The following is a 16848-nucleotide window of genomic DNA, read 5'->3' as shown; positions in this document are numbered from 1 at the left end:
TTTCCAATTAATTTCCCCTCTTCACATACTCAATAGCACGCTCCAATATCGGGTCCCTTCCTGCGGCTATGTCCTCAGGTGTCATTTCTACCCGGATGTCAACTGGCACTCCTCCTTCGAAATTCAGCCCGTCTACCGTGTAGCCAATCGTACTGCTATAGTTGAAATACCAGCCATTGGGGAGATCGTATCCTGCTGGCACGCCTGATCCCCCTCCGGTGTCATCTCCAATGAGAGGGACATTTGGAAGAGCTTTTGTATAGGCTGAAAAATAGCTTCCTGCGCTGTAAACAGCCCGATTGGTCAGCACCACAATTCTCCCATTGAAAGACGGATTTTCTGTATCGGGGTCAAGAAAAATCTCTTTTTCATCTGAAAAATCATTTGTACCTGGGCCGTTTTTTAATTGGTATGAGAAAAGCTTGGTCCGCTCTTTAATGATTCGGGACATGATTTTCAAACCGTTGGCAGGATCTCCGCCTTCGTTGTTTCGAATATCTATGATCACCCCTGGCAAGTCCTTGAAGCGATCTATCACATAATTCAATTCTGAGTCCAAAATCGGTGTGGCAAAACTTCGATAATGGATATACCCTACTCCATCGATCTCTTGATTGAGTAAAAATCCAGTAATGCGGTAATCCCCAAGATAATTTTGCTCCAAAACATCAAAACTGTAATTAGCAGGTTCGCCCAAATAGGGTAAATACCTACTAATATCGAAAGGTGTTCGAAGGTTTACATGACCGTCACGAAGGGTGTTGAGCATTGATGCAAATACATCGTAAAGCTCAGTGTCAGTTTGGGCCTGAAGGGCCAACGGACGATACACATTACGTACACTATCCCAGTCGATTTTTTTATACTCAAAAAGCGAATAGCGCTCATTCATCACTTCCCAGAGAATATCAAAATTCTCAGCATTTGAATTATCCGGCTGAGAGTCCAGAAATAGCTGTTCACAAGATCCACAAACAAGCAGAATACATAGGGTCCAAATTCCAGTTAGCTTTTTCATTTCGTTCGCATTAGAAAGTTGATACCAAAAGTGTGAGCGGCTGTCTGAACGGGGTTGGGGCTCTGGAAAGAATAATATTCCCAATTGTAAATCACCTGAATCTTATTCCCCCCAGCGATGGGGAATTCCACAAAGTTGTCAAATTGGATTCGGGGGAAATTACCCAGCCAACTCAAAGAAGTATTTTCAAACAGTTGGTTTTCAAAGCCTCTTTCCTGATCCAAAAAATCGGGAACCCCTGCAAAAATTGGACGGGTCATGTAGCCGATCAGCGGAAGCTTAAGCCCAATATTTCCTTTCATCTTTTTCCCAAAAAGCTCAAAACTTTGGCGGTAACGTACCTCAGCCTGAAGATTCCCGCTGAAATCATAATTGATTGAACTATTATCCCAACGGGGAGAAAAGCGAACATGAATCAGATTGGAGACAGAAGGACCTATCCACCAGCTGGACTTTTCGGATGACTTGAATAGAAAAAGCGAGGAATAGGTGATTTCGTTCCAGTAGGAGGTGATCTGTGGCTGTTGGTACCTTCCCAGATTTTTTCCCAGTTCAAACTCCTTCGTTTTCAAAGGACCCACGCTTCCCTCGAACTGAAAACTGCTGAACTTCTTGGGTTTTTGACGCTCATGATTCAACATGAAATAGATCGGTGCACCACTGTAACGGCTTTGCGTGATCAGTTGATCTTGAAAGGTTTGAGATCTCAAGCCAATGGCAAGACCCCAATAACCTTCCTTTTCTTGAGCTTTGAGGGATTGGAAACCCAGCAGCAAAACCAAGACGATTATGATTTTTTTCAAAACAGCGCGGTTTGTTCAAAGATAAAAGTTACTTCCTGAGAAGTAGATGCACGAAAATGGCCGAAGGTTGCATCGCAAATTATTTTATTTTCTACCCAAATAAATACTTGAACCATGGAAGGTTGGAATAAAACTTCTACCAATCTAAATTCAAGAAACTTTAAGTCTATGAAAAGTCTGTTCCTAGCCCTTTCTCTTTTACTCTCCTGCTTTTTTACCGCGAATGCACAAAGCAAACAACCCAATATCCTCTTTCTAATCGCCGACGATTGGTCTTTTCCACATGCAGGAGTCTATGGGGATCAAGTCGTAAGAACACCCACCTTTGACCGACTGGCCGCTGAAGGAGCACTTTTCACCAATGCATATACCGCATCCCCTTCATGCTCTCCTTCAAGAGCTTCAGTTTTGCTGGGCCGATATCCTCATCAAAACGGAGATGGAGGAAATCTCTGGTCTGAGTTCCCAAATGCCCAGCCCACTTATGTTCAAATTTTAGAAAAGGCTGGCTATCACACCGGTTCCACCCGCAAAGGCTGGGGACCGGGAGAGTTCGAAGTAACTGGTTTTGATCATAATCCCGCGGGCAAAAGCTACACGGGTTTTGCCGAATTTTTAGCCAATCGTCCAGATGGAGCCCCATTTACTTTTTGGTTTGGAAGTACTGATCCTCATAGGGAGTATGTAGCCAACACGGGAATTCAAGCCGGAATGAAACTAGAAGATGTGGTAGTTCCCGGCTTTTTCCCGGATAATGACTGCGTGCGAAATGATATCGTGGATTATTACTTCGAGATCGAGCGCTTTGATCGGGAATGCGGGCAACTGATCGCGATGCTGGAGGAAATGGGCGAACTGGACAATACCATCATCGTGATGACGAGTGACAACGGAATGCCTTTTCCTCGGGCCAAAGCCAATCTCTATGACTATGGCACTCGCATGCCTCTTGCGATTCGCTGGCCCAAGAAAGTCAAGCCAGGAACGGTGGTTCATGACTTTGTGAATTTTGTAGACTTCGCTCCGAGTTTTGTAGAGGCTGCGGGCCAAAGCCAAAACTCTATGTCAGGGCAATCACTTTGTGGGCTTTTGGCGGGAGAAAAGCAAGATCGGGATCAGGTCTTTCTGGAGCGGGAGCGTCATGCCAATGTGAGAAAAGGAGATCTCAGCTATCCCATGCGGGCGGTTCGAACTCATCAATACCTCTATATCTGGAATCCCATGCCGGAGCGAAATCCCGCTGGTGACCCGACAGTCCATCAGTCCGTCGGGCAATACGGGGATGTAGATCATTCTATTACCAAGTTTTTGATTATGGCTTTGGAGGGGAAATCGGCAGCTGGATTTCCTGATTTATTTGAATTAAGCTTTGGCCAAAGGCCTGAGGAAGAACTATATGATGTGGAAAAAGATCCTTACCAACTGAACAACTTGGCAAGCAACCCGAGTTTTGCAAGCGTCAAGGAAGAAATGAGAAAGGAGCTCTTGGATTGGATGGAGCAAACGGGTGACCCGAGATTCGAAAACCCCAAATCAACCTATTGGGATGAGGCACGGTATACGCCGGATTATCAGCATGAAAACATTGATTGGCAAAAGCAAATCGAAGAATATCGGATTCGGCCTCCTTTCGGGCAATTTTCTAGGGAAGGGATTCCCTGTCTAAGCGATTTGGAATAATATCTTTCATCCTGCCTTTAGGTGTAAGATTACTTGAAAAATAAGGACTGAAATCTGAAAATGAAAAAGATTCGTCGTTACGATTTAGACTGGCTCAGGGTAATCGTTTTTGGCCTTCTGATATTTTATCATGTAGGGATGTTCTTTGTCCCTTGGGATTTCCATATCAAAAATGACATTATCTATCCTGACCTTCGCTGGCCCATGCTTTTTCTGAATCAGTGGCGATTACCAATCCTCTTTGTAATTTCTGGAATGGGGACCTTTTACGCGTTATCAAGTAGATCAGGGATGGAATTTTCGAAGGAAAGATTTATCAGACTAATTATTCCATTAATCTTTGGAATGCTGGTGATCGTTCCACCCCAGATATACTTTGAACGATTAGATGTTGGACAGATCCTTCCAGGGTATTTTAATTTTTGGCCTAGCCAACTTTTCGCTAATGGCACTTATCCAGAAGGGAACTTTTCTTGGCACCAACTATGGTTTTTACCTTACCTATTTATTTTTTCGATCCTTTTGCTACCCCTCTTTTTATATTTCCGATCTCATCCACAGGCTAGAGTATTGAATCTGCTTCGCAAGTGGGCCGCACAACCATTTGGATTATTTTTCCTCATAATCCCACTTTATATATGGGAATCATTGATAGAACCATTTTTTCCATCCACACATGCCCTTATCGGAGATTGGTTCAACTTGGTCAATTATGGAACGCTATTTTTCTTCGGGTTTTTACTGATTTCTACAGGAGCGGAGTTCTGGAAAACCGTTCAAGAAAATAGAAGAAAGTACCTCTATCTGGGCATTTTATTCTTCACTCTGATGATCGGTCTTCGCTTAATCTGGGAAGACTCTACGCTTATTCATTTTATAGAAGCTGCGCTAAAAGTAGCCAATTTATGGGCTTGGATTCTCACACTATTCGGATATGGAGCTGCCAATTTAAATAAACCGAGTTCAAAGCTAAGCTATGCGAACGAGGCCGTGTATCCTTTCTATATCCTTCACCAGACTATCACCATCGGGATTGGATTTTACATCATGCATTTGGACTGGGGGTTCCTTCCAAAGTTTCTGATAATGGTCCTTGGGACTTTTGGTTTGACATTTTTGATTTATGAATTTCTAATTCGTCGATGGAAATGGGTTCGGCCCCTATTTGGCTTGAAACCGAAGTTCAAAAAAAATTAAGCTTATGCTAATGCTGGTCAACTATTTCCTGATAGAGAAATAGGGAACAAATAATCCAAGAAAAATTCCAATCCTATCCCTCACAACTCCTATGGAACCTCTCCTTTACCATCTGAAATTTCAAAATGGAGATAATACCAATTCGAGTATTCATTTTCTACTCATTTGAATTCCTAAAATCTTTCGAGAATCGTAGACATTGAAGCCAATGAATAGCCCTTGGGCGAGTGGGAATAAATTGTTCATTCAAGAGTTAATTGAAACTCGGAGGGCTCGTAGCCAATCCGATGTGAGTTCACGTAAATTGTTTCTCCTGCTTGAGCCTCAAAAGGAGCAGTATAAACCTGCCATGTATCGCTTTCTGATTTTCTCCAGCCGATCAAAGCAGAAGAAGTGGGGCAGCTTAAAGTGACTTTTCCCTCGGAAAAACTCACCTCAGCTGGAGCGGTGATGGGAGGATTTTCCCCTCCATTCCACCAGCTTCTGACCATTTCCATTTCATTCAGTGCACCTTTGTCTCCGTACTTTTCGATCCAATCCTCATGGGCTTTGCGCAGCTCTTCCAACTTCCCGGCATACCCAGGATTCCCAACCAGGTTGTTAAATTCCCAAGGATCATTTTGGGTGTCATATAGTTCTTCCTCAGGCTTGCTTTGGGCAAACCAGCGGGCTTGATTTTCATTCAGTTCCCCATTTTCATTCAGTTCGAGCAAATGAACCATCAGGGGATTTTGAAGGCGGTATTGGATATTTTGGTAATTCGGCTTTTCGGGCATGTAATTTCTGATGTATTTAAATCGACCATCCGAAACAGCCCTGACCCGATCGTATTCGGAGTCCATCCGATCCCGAGCGGCATAAATGTATTTGCGAGGCTCCGACTTTTGATCTCCGAGAAAAGCCTGTCCCTGCATACTTTCGGGAATTTGAACTCCTGCAAGTGAAAGGACAGTCGGTCCAAAATCCACAAAGCTTACAAGCTCATCGGTTACAGAACCAGCCTCTAAAAAAGGAGCTTTCACAATCAATGGAATTTTGAGGCCTCGGTCATAAAGCTCCCTCTTGTAATAAGGCATTCCATCTCCATGATCAGAGTAATAGAAGATAATGGTATTTTCATATAGGCCCTCATCTTTGAGCTCCTGAATAATATCACCTACCTGCTCATCCATTTGCATCACGTTGGTGATAAAGCGGGCAATTGTCTGTCGGGAAATGGAATCATCCGGATAAACAGGTGGAACCAGAACAGAATCCGGATCGACCAACAGTGGCTCATCCGCACGAGCCCATACCTGACTTTCGTGCGAGATGGTCAAATTGAAAATTGAGAAAAAGGGCTGATCAGGATCAGGACGGTTTCGCCAATGAGCTTCCCTGCTACTTTCATCCCACATCATTACAGGACTTTGGAATTGATAGTCTTCCTTTACATTATTGGTTACATAATACCCAGCCATTCTGAGATGAACCGGATAGGGCCACATATCTTCGGGGAGAACCACATTGTAGCTTTTAAAACCTGGAGGATAGGCCTCAAGAGCATTAGCGGACATTCCGGTAGTTCGCATATTATGCGCACCAATTGAGGTTTGATAAGCACCTGTAATTATAGCCGCACGACTGGGTGCACAGACCCCTGCTGTGGAAAAAGCATTGGTAAACCTCAGGCCTTCAGCGGCCAAAGCATCGATATTTGGAGTTTTCCCTCCAGTACCTCCATAGACACCCAAATGCTCAGGAGACATATCTTCATTTACAATCCAAACGATATTGGGGCGATCTGGATAAGAGATATTATTGGTTTCTTCGGGTTCTTGAGCTCCTTTTTCACAGGAAAAAAGAATAAAAACAATCAATAAAAGATGAAAGCTATTTCTCATGGCAAAGGCATTATTTCTTTAAATTATCAATAATTTCTAAGGATTCTCTGCCCTTGCAAACAAAGACTGAATGAACGCTTCTATTCTCACTTTTCTTTTTGGAGGTCTTATACTTTTCATTTACTCAATTTCCCGGTTGTCTAAGCACCTGGAAAAAGTTTTATCAGATAAGGCTAATGAGGTCATATCGAAATTCACAAAAACGGTATTGCATTCCTTGCTGGTAGGAATCCTAGCGACTGCCCTGATGGGCTCTTCCTCAGCAGTCATCATTATTACCATTGTGTTGATCAATGCAAATGGATTGAGTTTTAAAAACTCTCTTGGGATCATTTTGGGAGCTAATATCGGAACCACCTTCTCCAGTCAACTTTTTGCATTAAGTATTACGGATTACGCTATTTTTCCATTGGCCATTGGTCTGGTTATCCAGATTTTCGCCAAGAGGGGATATGTCTATTCCCTGGGTAAAGTACTTTTCTTTTTTGGATTACTTTTTTTCGGGCTTTACATGATGGAGCATTCTGTGCTACCTCTGCGAGATAGTGAGTATTTTGTTTCTCTGTTGGAATCTATAGGAGAAAGCCCATTCAGAGGAGCCTGGATTGGTGGTCTCACCACCCTAATCATCCAATCCAGCAGTGCCACGGTAGGTATTGCTATTGTATTGGGAAAGCAGGGTCTCTTAAGTTCAGCAGCGGGTTTATCTATAATGCTTGGCGCCGAGCTGGGTACTTGTTCAGACACTTTATTGGCAACAATAAGAGGATCAAGGGCGGCAATCAGAGCAGGTGTTTTCCATGTGACTTTTAACCTAGTGACCATTGCATTAGGACTGATCCTATTCGATTTCTTCCTGGATTTTGTGACCTGGATTTCTCCTACTGATGATTTAGGAAGGCTGATCGCAAATGGCCATATGGTCTTTAATTTCCTGGGTGTGTTGACAATTTTGCCCTTTTTGGGATATATTGAAAGACTACTGTCTGGAATAATCCCTGATAAACCCAATGTTGAAATTCCTTAGCTCCACCTTCACCCTCTTTCTTTTTATTTCCTTATCCTTTGCGCAGCAAAAGGTATGGCTCGATGCGGATACAGGAAATGAAATGGATGATCTTTATGCGATTGCGCACTTAGTGAAGTCTGATAAAATTGACTTAATCGGCATTAGTTCGGCGCATTTCAACAATGCTGATCTCAATGTCTTTGAAAAATGGAATGCCTACGAAACGGCGACGCTCAAGCCAGTCGAAGAAAGTCAGCGCCTCAATGAGGAGATTCTTGCTGCCATGGGTCGAATGGACATCCCGCATCCCTTGGGTGCCGATCGGCAGATCGGAAGGGCATGGGGACAGCAGGACCCAAGAGATTCTCCGGCAGCTCAGGCCATTATCGCCGAAGCCCGAAAGATGAAAGGAGAAGAAAAGCTCCATGTCCTGACACTTGGGGCTATGACCAATGTGGCGACTGCTTTGATTTTGGCACCGGACATCAAAGATAAAATCCAACTTTTCTCCTTGGGTTCCTGGTACTCTCCCGAGACAGGTGCTTGGAACAAAAGCGAATTCAACATCCGCTGTGACCTGAATGCCTTTGATTACTTGCTTAATCTTGAAGGACTGGACTTCACCATAATGACGACGACGACCTCTTTTGCTCTGCAGTTTGATAGAGATGAGACTTATGATAGGCTGGATGAATCAGTAGAAATTGAAAAAATTCTTGAGGATCGATGGAGAATCCAAAACCCTCAAGATAAAACCAGAGTGATGTGGGATTTAGCCTTGGTGGAAGCCTATCTGTATCCTGAGTGGGCTACTATTTCGGAAGTGACCACACCCCCTGAAAATACCCAAAGAAAAGTGAAAGTCTACACTGAGATAGATGCCGAAGCCATGAAAAATGAATTTTGGCGAATTATAAAAGAATAAATCTAAAACCTTAAACCCAAAAAAATGACTCCTCCAAAAAATATGAATCGCAGAGAATTTATGGGTTCTGCAGCTGCAATTGCAGCATCGATATCCGTAGTTCCATCTTCGGTGATTGCAGGAACGGGCCACATTCCCCCTTCTGACCAGATTACCGTCGCCAATATTGGTTGTGGCACACAAGGACTGAGAGAAATGGGAAGTCTTCTCCAAAACCCAAAAGTGCGGGTGATTTCTGTTTGCGACTCAAATAAATACTCAACAGATTATATCGACTGGTCACCCAATGGAATCCGAAATGGAATCCGCCAGGTATTGAATGATGACTCCTGGTGGGAGGGCGTTTCAGGAATCCCAGGAGGACGAGATGTGGGCAAAGCATACATAGACAAGTTTTATAAATCCGAAGGGAATGCAGGCTGTACCTCTTATGAGGACTTCCGTGAGCTTTTCGCAAAGGAAACTGATCTCGACGCTGTCAAAATCATGACTCCTGATCACACTCATGCGGCCATTGCTATTCTTGCCATGGATAATAGGGTTAATGTGGTTACACATAAACCCATCTCTAACAGGCTGATAGAAGGGAGAAAGGTGATTGAAAAAGCCAAAGAAACAGGTGCTATTACTCATCTCCTAGCCTGGTCAGATCGCCCTGAATATAGACAGATCAAGGCATGGATGGATGAAGGTCTTATCGGGGAACTAAAAGAAATTCACAATTGGTCTTACCGACCCGTTTGGCAGCAATGGACCAAGCGACCAGAACCTGCCATGCCAATTCCAGATGGGTTTAACTGGGAGCTTTGGCTGGGGCCAGAGAAAGATAGACCCTATCATAAAAATTACACCCATAATGTCTTCCGTGGATGGTATGATTTCGGCGGAGGTTCGGTGGCTGATATGGGACATTATAGTTTGTTCCCACTTTTTGAAACTTTGGGGATAGATCGCTCACCTTTGGCGGTGAAGGCCTATGGAACCACTACTAGGGAAGAAGTGAATCAGGTTTACCGTTGGGTTGAGAATGATGTGGCCTTTCCAGCCAGCTGCATGATCAAATGGAAATTTCCCGAACAATCCACTCTTCCAGGTTTTGACCTTTTTTGGTATGACGGAGGGATGAAGCCCTTTGCTCCGGAGGAACTGGAGATAGACGGAAAGGATGTGGGTCAGGAAGGTCTTATGATCGTGGGGAGTAAGGGAAAAATCCTTGGAGGTTTCCGAGGTGAAGATCCTGTTTTGATTCCAGAAAGCAGCATGAATGCCCGGCCAGAATCCGAGAGAATAAATTCCAGAGAAGTGGATAGGAAAACGCTCGCCTGGGTGGATGCCATTCAGGCTGGAGAACAAACACCAGGTAGTTTCATCAGAGCACAAACGATTACCGACACAATCAATTTAGGTGCGGTAGCTCTCCGCTCAGGGAATAGGCTTGAGTTCAACGCGAAAAATTTAAAAATCACTAATGAGGAAGATGCAAATAAATTTCTCACGAGAGACTACAGGCAGGGTTGGGAATTATAAATACCTTGTATTCAATATTTTTATTAAATTCCAATGCCAATCAAACCAAATTATCAATGAATAAGAGAAGAGAATTTTTAAAAGCTGCAGGTTTGTCCGCTGCAGCGATAAGTTTAGGATTACCCAATCTAAGCTTTGGAGCCAAAAAGCAGGAGGAAGTTTTTAAGATTTCATTAGCAGAATGGTCTTTACAACGAATATTATTCGCGGGAAGAATGGATCACCTGGATTTTGCCATGCTTGCAAAAAAGAACGGTATTGATGCTGTGGAATATGTGAATCAGTTCTTTATGGATAAAGCTCAGGATATGAACTATCTGAGGGAGATGAAAACCCGTGCTGATGGAGAGGGTGTTGAATCTGTTCTGATCATGGTAGACCGAGAAGGAATGCTTGGAGAGGCTTCTTCTGCTGGCAGAGCACAAACGGTAGAAAACCATAAAAAATGGGTAGAAGCTGCGGCTTATTTGGGATGTCATTCCATCCGCGTGAATGCATACCATGCGGTAGGATGGACAGAGGATGAGGATAAAAGACAAGAAGCCATTGATATCTGTAGTTCCACTTTCCGTAGAATCTGTGAATTTGCCGATGATTATAATATTAACGTATTAATTGAAAACCATGGTGGTTTATCTTCTAACGGTAAATGGCTAGCTTCTTTGATCGAGCAAACTGCACATCCTAGAGCGGGAACGCTTCCAGATTTCGGAAACTTCCGAATGCATACTGAAGGTGATAGAATTTTAAGTTATGACTCATACAGAGGCGTTGATGAATTAATGCCTTATGCCAAGGGTGTATCCCTAAAGCCAATGGTCTGGGACGACAGAGGAAACGAAAGCCGTTTGGATTATGAGCGAATGCTTAAAATCGTAACCGCCAGAGGCTTCAATGGCTATGTGGGAATCGAACATGGTGAGCCAAATCGAGAGTGGGAAGGAATCGAAGATATCAGGACCAATCTAGATCAGGTACGTAGAACCCTCGCAAATCAAGGTTAATTAACTTTAGACTAATAAAAGCCCCATGCAAAAGCATGGGGTATTTTTTTATGGAAACTATATTTCTATCCACCGTCCCAGTTCTTCCCTCTCAAGACATTGAAAGAGATATTAATTGGTATGGTGAAACCCTGGGATTTAAAAAGTCTTTTGGAGACTCCATGTATTCTGGGCTAACCTACAAGGGTTTAGAAATACATCTCCAATGGCACGCTGACACCGAGGATGATCCTTTACTTGGAGGATCAGTGGTTAGAATTTTTGTGAAAAATATTGAGCCCTATTTTCTAAAGTTACTTGAAAAAAAAGTGGTCAAAAAAGACAAGCTACGAAGAAATACACCCTGGGGGACACATGAATTTGGACTTTATGACTTGAATAATAATGCAATCTTCTTTGTGGAAGATATTTGAACCAAACAAAATGAAACAGTTTTTTACTTTTCTTTCTTTTTTCTGTCTGATTGTAATCCAGTCTTTAGCGCAGAAAAACTCTGAGGTCTTTAAAACTTTGGATACTGAACTCGAAAAAGCTAGGGTTGAACTGAAAACTCCGGGCTTTGCGGTAGCAATCGTTCAAAAAGATCAAATCGTTTATGCCAAGGGTTTTGGCTTTAAGGATGTGGAAAATCAAGTTCCCGTGACAGAAAACACGCTTTTCGCAATTGGTTCTTCTTCCAAGGCCTTTACCTCAGCAGTCTTGGGCGTGCTGCGCAAAGAGGAGAAAATTGACTTTGATGAGCGACCAGGAAAATACATTCCCGAACTCCGATTTGCAGAACCTTGGATGAATGAGCAAATCATTGTCAAAGATCTGATGGCCCATCGGACCGGATTGCCAAGACATGACTTTTCTTGGTTTATGTTTCCTTCTGAGTCCAAAACGGAATTGATCAAGCGGATCGAATTTCAAATGCCTTTCACCGGATTGCGTCAGCAGTGGTATTACAACAACTGGATGTTTTTCCTCCAAGGGGAAATCGGTGCACGACTTACCGGCAAAAGCTGGGAGCAGAATGTGAAAGAGCTGTTTTTTGACAAACTGGACATGACCCGAAGCAATTTCCGCATTCCTGATATGGAAAAGGATGGAGACAAATCTTTTGGCTACTCGGTAGGTCTGGAAGGAAAGACTACAAAAATGGATTACTACAACATCGCCGCTATGGGACCTGCCGGGGCGATCAATTCCAGTGTCTCAGAAATGTCCAACTGGCTCATCACCTGGATCAACGGAGGGAAATTCAAGGGCGAACAAATCATTCCTGAAGACTATGTAAAGGAAGCTATGAGTGCCCAAATGGTCGTGGCAGCCGGTACTCCTTCCGAGGAGCATCCCGATGTGCAGTTCTCCAACTATGGATATGGCTGGTTTTTGGCGTCTTATCGAGGCCATTACCGGGTGGAGCATGGAGGAAATATCGATGGCTTTTCTGCCTCGGCTTCCTTTTTCCCTACCGACAGTTTAGGCATCATGATTCTCACGAACCAAAATGGATCTCCTCTCCCGGGAGTCGTCCGAAATATAGTGTCCGATCGCATGCTGAATCTGGAACCTTCCGATTGGCTGGGAGAGACGGTCAAGAAATTAGAAGAAGCCAAAGAAGCCCAAGCCAAGGCGAAAGCTGCTGGAGACTCCACGGCCAAAGCCAGCCTGACTAAGCCATCCCATATACTGATGGACTACACCGGTACCTACGAGCATCCTGGCTATGGCAAAATAGAAATTGACCTGAAAAACGATACATTATTTGTTCAGACTGGCCTTTTGGGAGGCTTTTTGGAGCACAAAGACTATGACACCTTCAATATGTACCTGATCTATCAAGGTGAACCCAATAAGGACAATGCCTTTCCATTTCAGTTTGTCAGCAATATGACAGGCGATATTTCAGGATTGAAAGCACCTTTCGAACCAGCACTCGACCCAATCGAGTTTAAGCGCACACCTAAAGAAAATGAGCTTTCGGTGGATGACTTGAAAAAGTACGAGGGAGCCTACCTACTGATGGGCGTGCAAGAAATCAAGATTTATATCAAGGAGGAAAAACTATATGCCTTTGTGCCCGGCCAACCCGAATACGAATTGGTCAATATCGGCGAGCATGAGTTTAACCTGAAGGTCCTGGAGGGATTTAAGGTGAAGTTTGAAGAAAAAGACGGGGAGATCATCGCCGTGAGCTTTATTCAGCCGAATGGGACATTTAGAGGGGAAAGGAAGAAGTAAATCAAACCTTCGAAGAGATTTCTCAATGGTTCCTCTTTCGAAATGATACCTCAAAGATTTTTCGGTATCAATTTGAATCCTTCGAGGTTTTTGGAAACCTCAAAGGATGCCCACTTACTGTACTTTTGCTACTTTCAATTTATAATCTCTCATTAATCCCAAACCCAAAATCACTAAGCAAAGTGAAGTGAAAGCTGGAATCAGGGAAGCGTATGAAGGGAAATAGACCGCCATCAGCCATGAACCAAAAGGGATAATCCCGGCAAAGGCTCCAAACCAATTGGTCTTATAATACCAGGCATAAGGGAAAAAGTGTGCCCCGGTGATAATCGCATACCCTAAAGCAAAGTATTCCGGCTGATTGCCTAGCAGGATAAATAGAAAAGGGAAATAGAATAGTTGCCCAATGTTGAAAATCATCCCTACTTTATTGAGCGGGTTTCCTTCCACATTCCAAGATGTTTTCATGATTTTACCCAAAATCCAGGCTAGCGGAAGCATCAATCCAGAGATAGAAAAAGTAAGTATGCTTTGATTGTAGGTACTCAAGCCTAGATTCCAAATAACGGCTATCCCCGCCCAAATAAATGCAGCGGCAAAAATAAAGTTGATCCCATTTTTACATTTTATGCTCAATTCAATTCTCCATTGATCAAGTTGAGTAGCTTGGGGTTTTTCGAGTGAAATCGTATTTGTATCCATTGGTGTTTTTGTTTGTTAGAGTACACCGAATAGGAATTGTTACACATTTCTTTCATGTGTTTATAATTTGTCTTAAAGCGGTCACATAGCCTGTCCCGAACTTGTTTCGGGAGAATCTCGCAGTTATGACCATCCCTCTGTGTGTCTCTTGCGTCATGCCTGTCTGCTTCAGGCAGGCTCGATTTCACTAATTTTTAAGATCCTTTTACCTGACACCTGAATCGATTTTAAACAGTGCTTTGAAAAGCTTCATTTTTTTCTACATTTTGTAACAATTAGAAGCTTTGGCACTCTAAGAGCTGAGAAGAAAAAAAATTTGAATTCAATAGAAGAAGAAAAACTCTTTAAGATTCGCTTCGAGCAGCACAAGGATATTATCTATAGGCTCTGTTTAGGCTATTTTAATCAGAATAGAGCGCTCGCTGAAGATGCATTACAAGAGGCTTTTATGAAAGCCTGGATTTATCGGAAGCAATTCCGAGAGGATGCCAACTGGCAAACCTGGATCTATCGCATCGCTGTCAACACCTGTTTGCTGAAAATCAAACAAGAGAAAAAAGAAAAGGATAAAACTGAATCTTTTACACAGCAACCTCAGGCAGAGTATGATGCTGAAAAAGAGAGCAAAATCCAAAAAATGTATCAGTGCATAGAAAAACTCAATTCCCAAAATCGAATACTCATTTTGATGGTACTGGAAGGAATTCCATATGCGACAATCGAAGAGACTCTTGGGTTGAGTTCTGAAAATCTTAGAGTGAAAATTCACCGAATCAAAAAACAACTTTACACCTGCATGAGCCATGGAACCCTTTGATGAAATTCAAGCGATTTATGATTCCGAAAAAAGGAATCAAACCCAGAAATCAGCAGAAGAAATTGTTGATTCCGCTCGGGCAAATTTGAAAAAACTTAAAAGAGATCAGTTTTGGACAATTATGATTATGTCCGTCCCACTTATTCTCCTCACTTATTTTTTCTATAAAGTGGGTCAATTCGGAGATTGGAAATTGATTTCAGGTTTGAGTTTAATGATAGGACCCTTACTCGTCCGAGTAGTTCTTGAAGCGTGGAGCAAAGCGAAACTTCGTAGAATTCAGACTTACCTTTCCACCAGTGAATTTTTGGAATCAGTTCAGCACTATTTTGAGGGCAGAAAGCGTATTCAAAAGATTTTCACTCCAATTATTTACCTGCTTTATGGTGTAGGAATTGTATTGTTTCTAATAGCAATCAAACCATATACCTCTCCTTTCTTCTTTGCCTACTGCGTAGTTACTGGAATAGGTTTTTGGATAGGATTTATTTGGGTGATCAGATATAGCTATCGCAAGGAATGGGAGCTATTGAAAGAGCTTGAGAAAATGAGTGAGGAGTAAAGCTGTGGAAAATTCTTATTTTCAACCTCTAATAATTCTTCAATTGGAACATCAACCCAACAACCCTCTCCATGGAATTCGACTAGATCGAATGCTTGAACACTTGGTGGATTATTACGGATGGGAAGAGCTTGGAGAACGCATTACTATTCGCTGTTTCACCCATAATCCCTCAATTAAATCAAGCTTGAAATTTCTAAGGAAAACACCCTGGGCCAGAGAGCGAGTTGAGGGCCTATACCTGAAATCTTTAAGGGACGCAAAAAAGAATACAGAAAACCAAAAGTAAAAAGGCCTGAATCTAGACGATCCAGGCCTTTTTAATCATTAAAATAACATTGCCTAAACGTAATTATTTAGCATTACTGGCATGACCAGCATCAAGATATCCTCATTTTCATCTTGCTCAGAAGGAAGGATCAAACCGGCTCGGTTAGGCGCAGAGAATTTCAAAGTCACCTCCTTACACGTCAGGTTACTCAGCATTTCCACAAGAAATTTAGCATTAAAGCCAATCTCAATATCCTCCCCATCATGCTCACAGGAAAGTCTTTCATTTGCCTCATTTGAAAAATCAAGATCCTCCGCGGAAATCAGCAATTCACTCCCAGTTAATTTCAATCTTACTTGATGCGTGGTCTTATTTGCATAGATCGCAATTCGCTTAAGTGTACCTAGGAGCTCCTGACGATTTATGCTCATGGTATTTGGATTCTCTGTTGGAATCACATTTTCATAATCGGGGAAACGCTCATCAATCAGCCTACAGATCATTTTGATGTTGCCAAACTTGAAATAGGCATTGGACTGATTGAACTCCACACTCACGGGTACATTTTCTGCTGGCAAAGTGGACTTCAAAAGATTCAAAGCCTTTCGAGGAATAATCAAACTAGTCGCATCCGGTGAGGCAATATCCACTCTTCTGTATCGAACCAATCTGTGACCATCGGTTGCCACGAAAGTGGTATTGGTATCGCTTAGATTAATATAAACCCCTGTCATAGCTGGTCGCAATTCATCGCTGCTGGTCGCAAAGATGGTGTTTGCCACCGCACTGGAGAGCACCTCAGTAGACATATCTACTAGAGTGGCATTGCTCACTGTAGGAATCTTTGGGAAATCTGTTGCGTTTTCTCCCGCTAATCTATATCGACCATTATCAGAGCTAATTTCTACAGCATATGTATCATGATCTATGCTGAATGTAACTGGCTGTTCCGGAAGGTTTTTGAGAGTTTCAATCAAAATTCTTGCTGGAACTGCGATGTTTCCATCTTCCTTGGCTTCAACATTAATCTCAGTCATCATGGAAGTCTGCAAATCCGAGGCTGTGATCGTCAATAAACCATCATTGATCTCAAAAAGAAAGTTCTCCAAAATAGGGACCACTGGATTTGTCGTGACCACTCCATTGATTGCAGAGAGCTGCTTAAGCAAAGCAGAGGAGGAAACAATAAATTTCATACGTTAGGGCTTATTTTATGAATTAATT

16 protein-coding genes are annotated in these 16848 nt (G+C 42.7%); 11 read left to right on the top strand and 5 right to left on the bottom strand.

What is annotated here, in order from left to right; all coding sequences use genetic code 11:
- Nucleotides 1-7: 7 nt before the first annotated feature.
- The gene (locus QVH07_RS14320) at nt 8-1018 is read right to left on the bottom strand and encodes a S41 family peptidase (protein WP_290001584.1); all 1011 of its coding nucleotides are present in this window, start codon (nt 1016-1018) and stop codon (nt 8-10) included.
- Nucleotides 1015-1821, bottom strand: coding sequence for a C40 family peptidase (locus tag QVH07_RS14315; RefSeq protein WP_290001583.1), 807 nt, complete (start codon nt 1819-1821; stop codon nt 1015-1017). Before QVH07_RS14315 ends, QVH07_RS14320 begins: the two co-directional genes overlap by 4 nt.
- Nucleotides 1822-1989: 168 nt before the next feature.
- Here QVH07_RS14315 and QVH07_RS14310 point away from each other — a divergent pair, with 168 nt between their 5' ends.
- Complete coding sequence (locus QVH07_RS14310; protein WP_290001580.1) at nt 1990-3501, top strand: sulfatase family protein; 1512 nt, start codon at nt 1990-1992, stop codon at nt 3499-3501.
- A gap of 60 nt (nt 3502-3561) precedes the next feature.
- A complete protein-coding gene (locus QVH07_RS14305; protein WP_290001577.1) occupies nt 3562-4698 on the top strand; it encodes an acyltransferase family protein in 1137 nt (378 codons plus the stop codon).
- A 242-nt stretch (nt 4699-4940) separates the two neighbouring features.
- Here QVH07_RS14305 and QVH07_RS14300 read toward each other — a convergent pair whose 3' ends face one another.
- Entirely contained in the window at nt 4941-6581 is a 1641-nt protein-coding gene (locus QVH07_RS14300) for a sulfatase family protein (protein ID WP_290001576.1), read from the bottom strand.
- A gap of 70 nt (nt 6582-6651) precedes the next feature.
- Here QVH07_RS14300 and QVH07_RS14295 point away from each other — a divergent pair, with 70 nt between their 5' ends.
- The 6 genes from QVH07_RS14295 to QVH07_RS14270 are packed head-to-tail and all read left to right on the top strand — an operon-like array spanning nt 6652 to nt 13272.
- On the top strand, nt 6652-7608 hold the full coding sequence (locus tag QVH07_RS14295; RefSeq protein ID WP_290001574.1) for a Na/Pi cotransporter family protein: 957 nt from the start codon (nt 6652-6654) through the stop codon (nt 7606-7608).
- Nucleotides 7592-8515 (top strand): nucleoside hydrolase, encoded by a 924-nt coding sequence (locus tag QVH07_RS14290; RefSeq protein ID WP_290001572.1) that lies wholly within the window; start codon nt 7592-7594, stop codon nt 8513-8515. The genes QVH07_RS14295 and QVH07_RS14290 overlap by 17 nt, the downstream gene beginning before the upstream one ends.
- Before the next feature lie 24 nt (nt 8516-8539).
- The gene (locus QVH07_RS14285; protein WP_290001569.1) at nt 8540-10042 is read left to right on the top strand and encodes a Gfo/Idh/MocA family protein; all 1503 of its coding nucleotides are present in this window, start codon (nt 8540-8542) and stop codon (nt 10040-10042) included.
- Between the two features lie 56 nt (nt 10043-10098).
- Complete coding sequence (locus QVH07_RS14280) at nt 10099-11046, top strand: sugar phosphate isomerase/epimerase family protein (RefSeq protein ID WP_290001567.1); 948 nt, start codon at nt 10099-10101, stop codon at nt 11044-11046.
- Between the two features lie 50 nt (nt 11047-11096).
- Entirely contained in the window at nt 11097-11459 is a 363-nt protein-coding gene (locus tag QVH07_RS14275; protein WP_290001563.1) for a VOC family protein, read from the top strand.
- A gap of 10 nt (nt 11460-11469) precedes the next feature.
- The gene (locus QVH07_RS14270; protein ID WP_290001559.1) at nt 11470-13272 is read left to right on the top strand and encodes a serine hydrolase; all 1803 of its coding nucleotides are present in this window, start codon (nt 11470-11472) and stop codon (nt 13270-13272) included.
- Nucleotides 13273-13386: 114 nt separating this feature from the next.
- On the opposite strand, the gene QVH07_RS14265 is transcribed toward QVH07_RS14270, so the two are convergent.
- Complete coding sequence (locus QVH07_RS14265) at nt 13387-13974, bottom strand: DUF7010 family protein (RefSeq protein WP_290001556.1); 588 nt, start codon at nt 13972-13974, stop codon at nt 13387-13389.
- Between the two features lie 316 nt (nt 13975-14290).
- Between QVH07_RS14265 and QVH07_RS14260 the strand changes: the two genes are divergently transcribed.
- The 3 genes from QVH07_RS14260 to QVH07_RS14250 are packed head-to-tail and all read left to right on the top strand — an operon-like array spanning nt 14291 to nt 15642.
- Nucleotides 14291-14791, top strand: a complete 501-nt coding sequence (locus QVH07_RS14260) for an RNA polymerase sigma factor (RefSeq protein WP_290001554.1) — start codon at nt 14291-14293, stop codon at nt 14789-14791.
- On the top strand, nt 14778-15353 hold the full coding sequence (locus QVH07_RS14255) for a hypothetical protein (RefSeq protein WP_290001552.1): 576 nt from the start codon (nt 14778-14780) through the stop codon (nt 15351-15353). Before QVH07_RS14260 ends, QVH07_RS14255 begins: the two co-directional genes overlap by 14 nt.
- Nucleotides 15354-15396: 43 nt before the next feature.
- Nucleotides 15397-15642, top strand: coding sequence for a VF530 family protein (locus QVH07_RS14250; protein ID WP_290001550.1), 246 nt, complete (start codon nt 15397-15399; stop codon nt 15640-15642).
- Nucleotides 15643-15695: 53 nt separating this feature from the next.
- On the opposite strand, the gene dnaN is transcribed toward QVH07_RS14250, so the two are convergent.
- Nucleotides 15696-16820, bottom strand: a complete 1125-nt coding sequence (gene dnaN / locus QVH07_RS14245; protein ID WP_290001545.1) for a DNA polymerase III subunit beta — start codon at nt 16818-16820, stop codon at nt 15696-15698.
- Nucleotides 16821-16848: the final 28 nt, after the last annotated feature.

Source organism: Algoriphagus sediminis (assembly GCF_030403435.1).
In the GTDB taxonomy this organism is placed as follows: domain Bacteria; phylum Bacteroidota; class Bacteroidia; order Cytophagales; family Cyclobacteriaceae; genus Algoriphagus; species Algoriphagus sediminis.
Note: the sequence above shows the minus strand (reverse complement) of the source record. Positions and strands in the feature narration are given on the sequence as shown.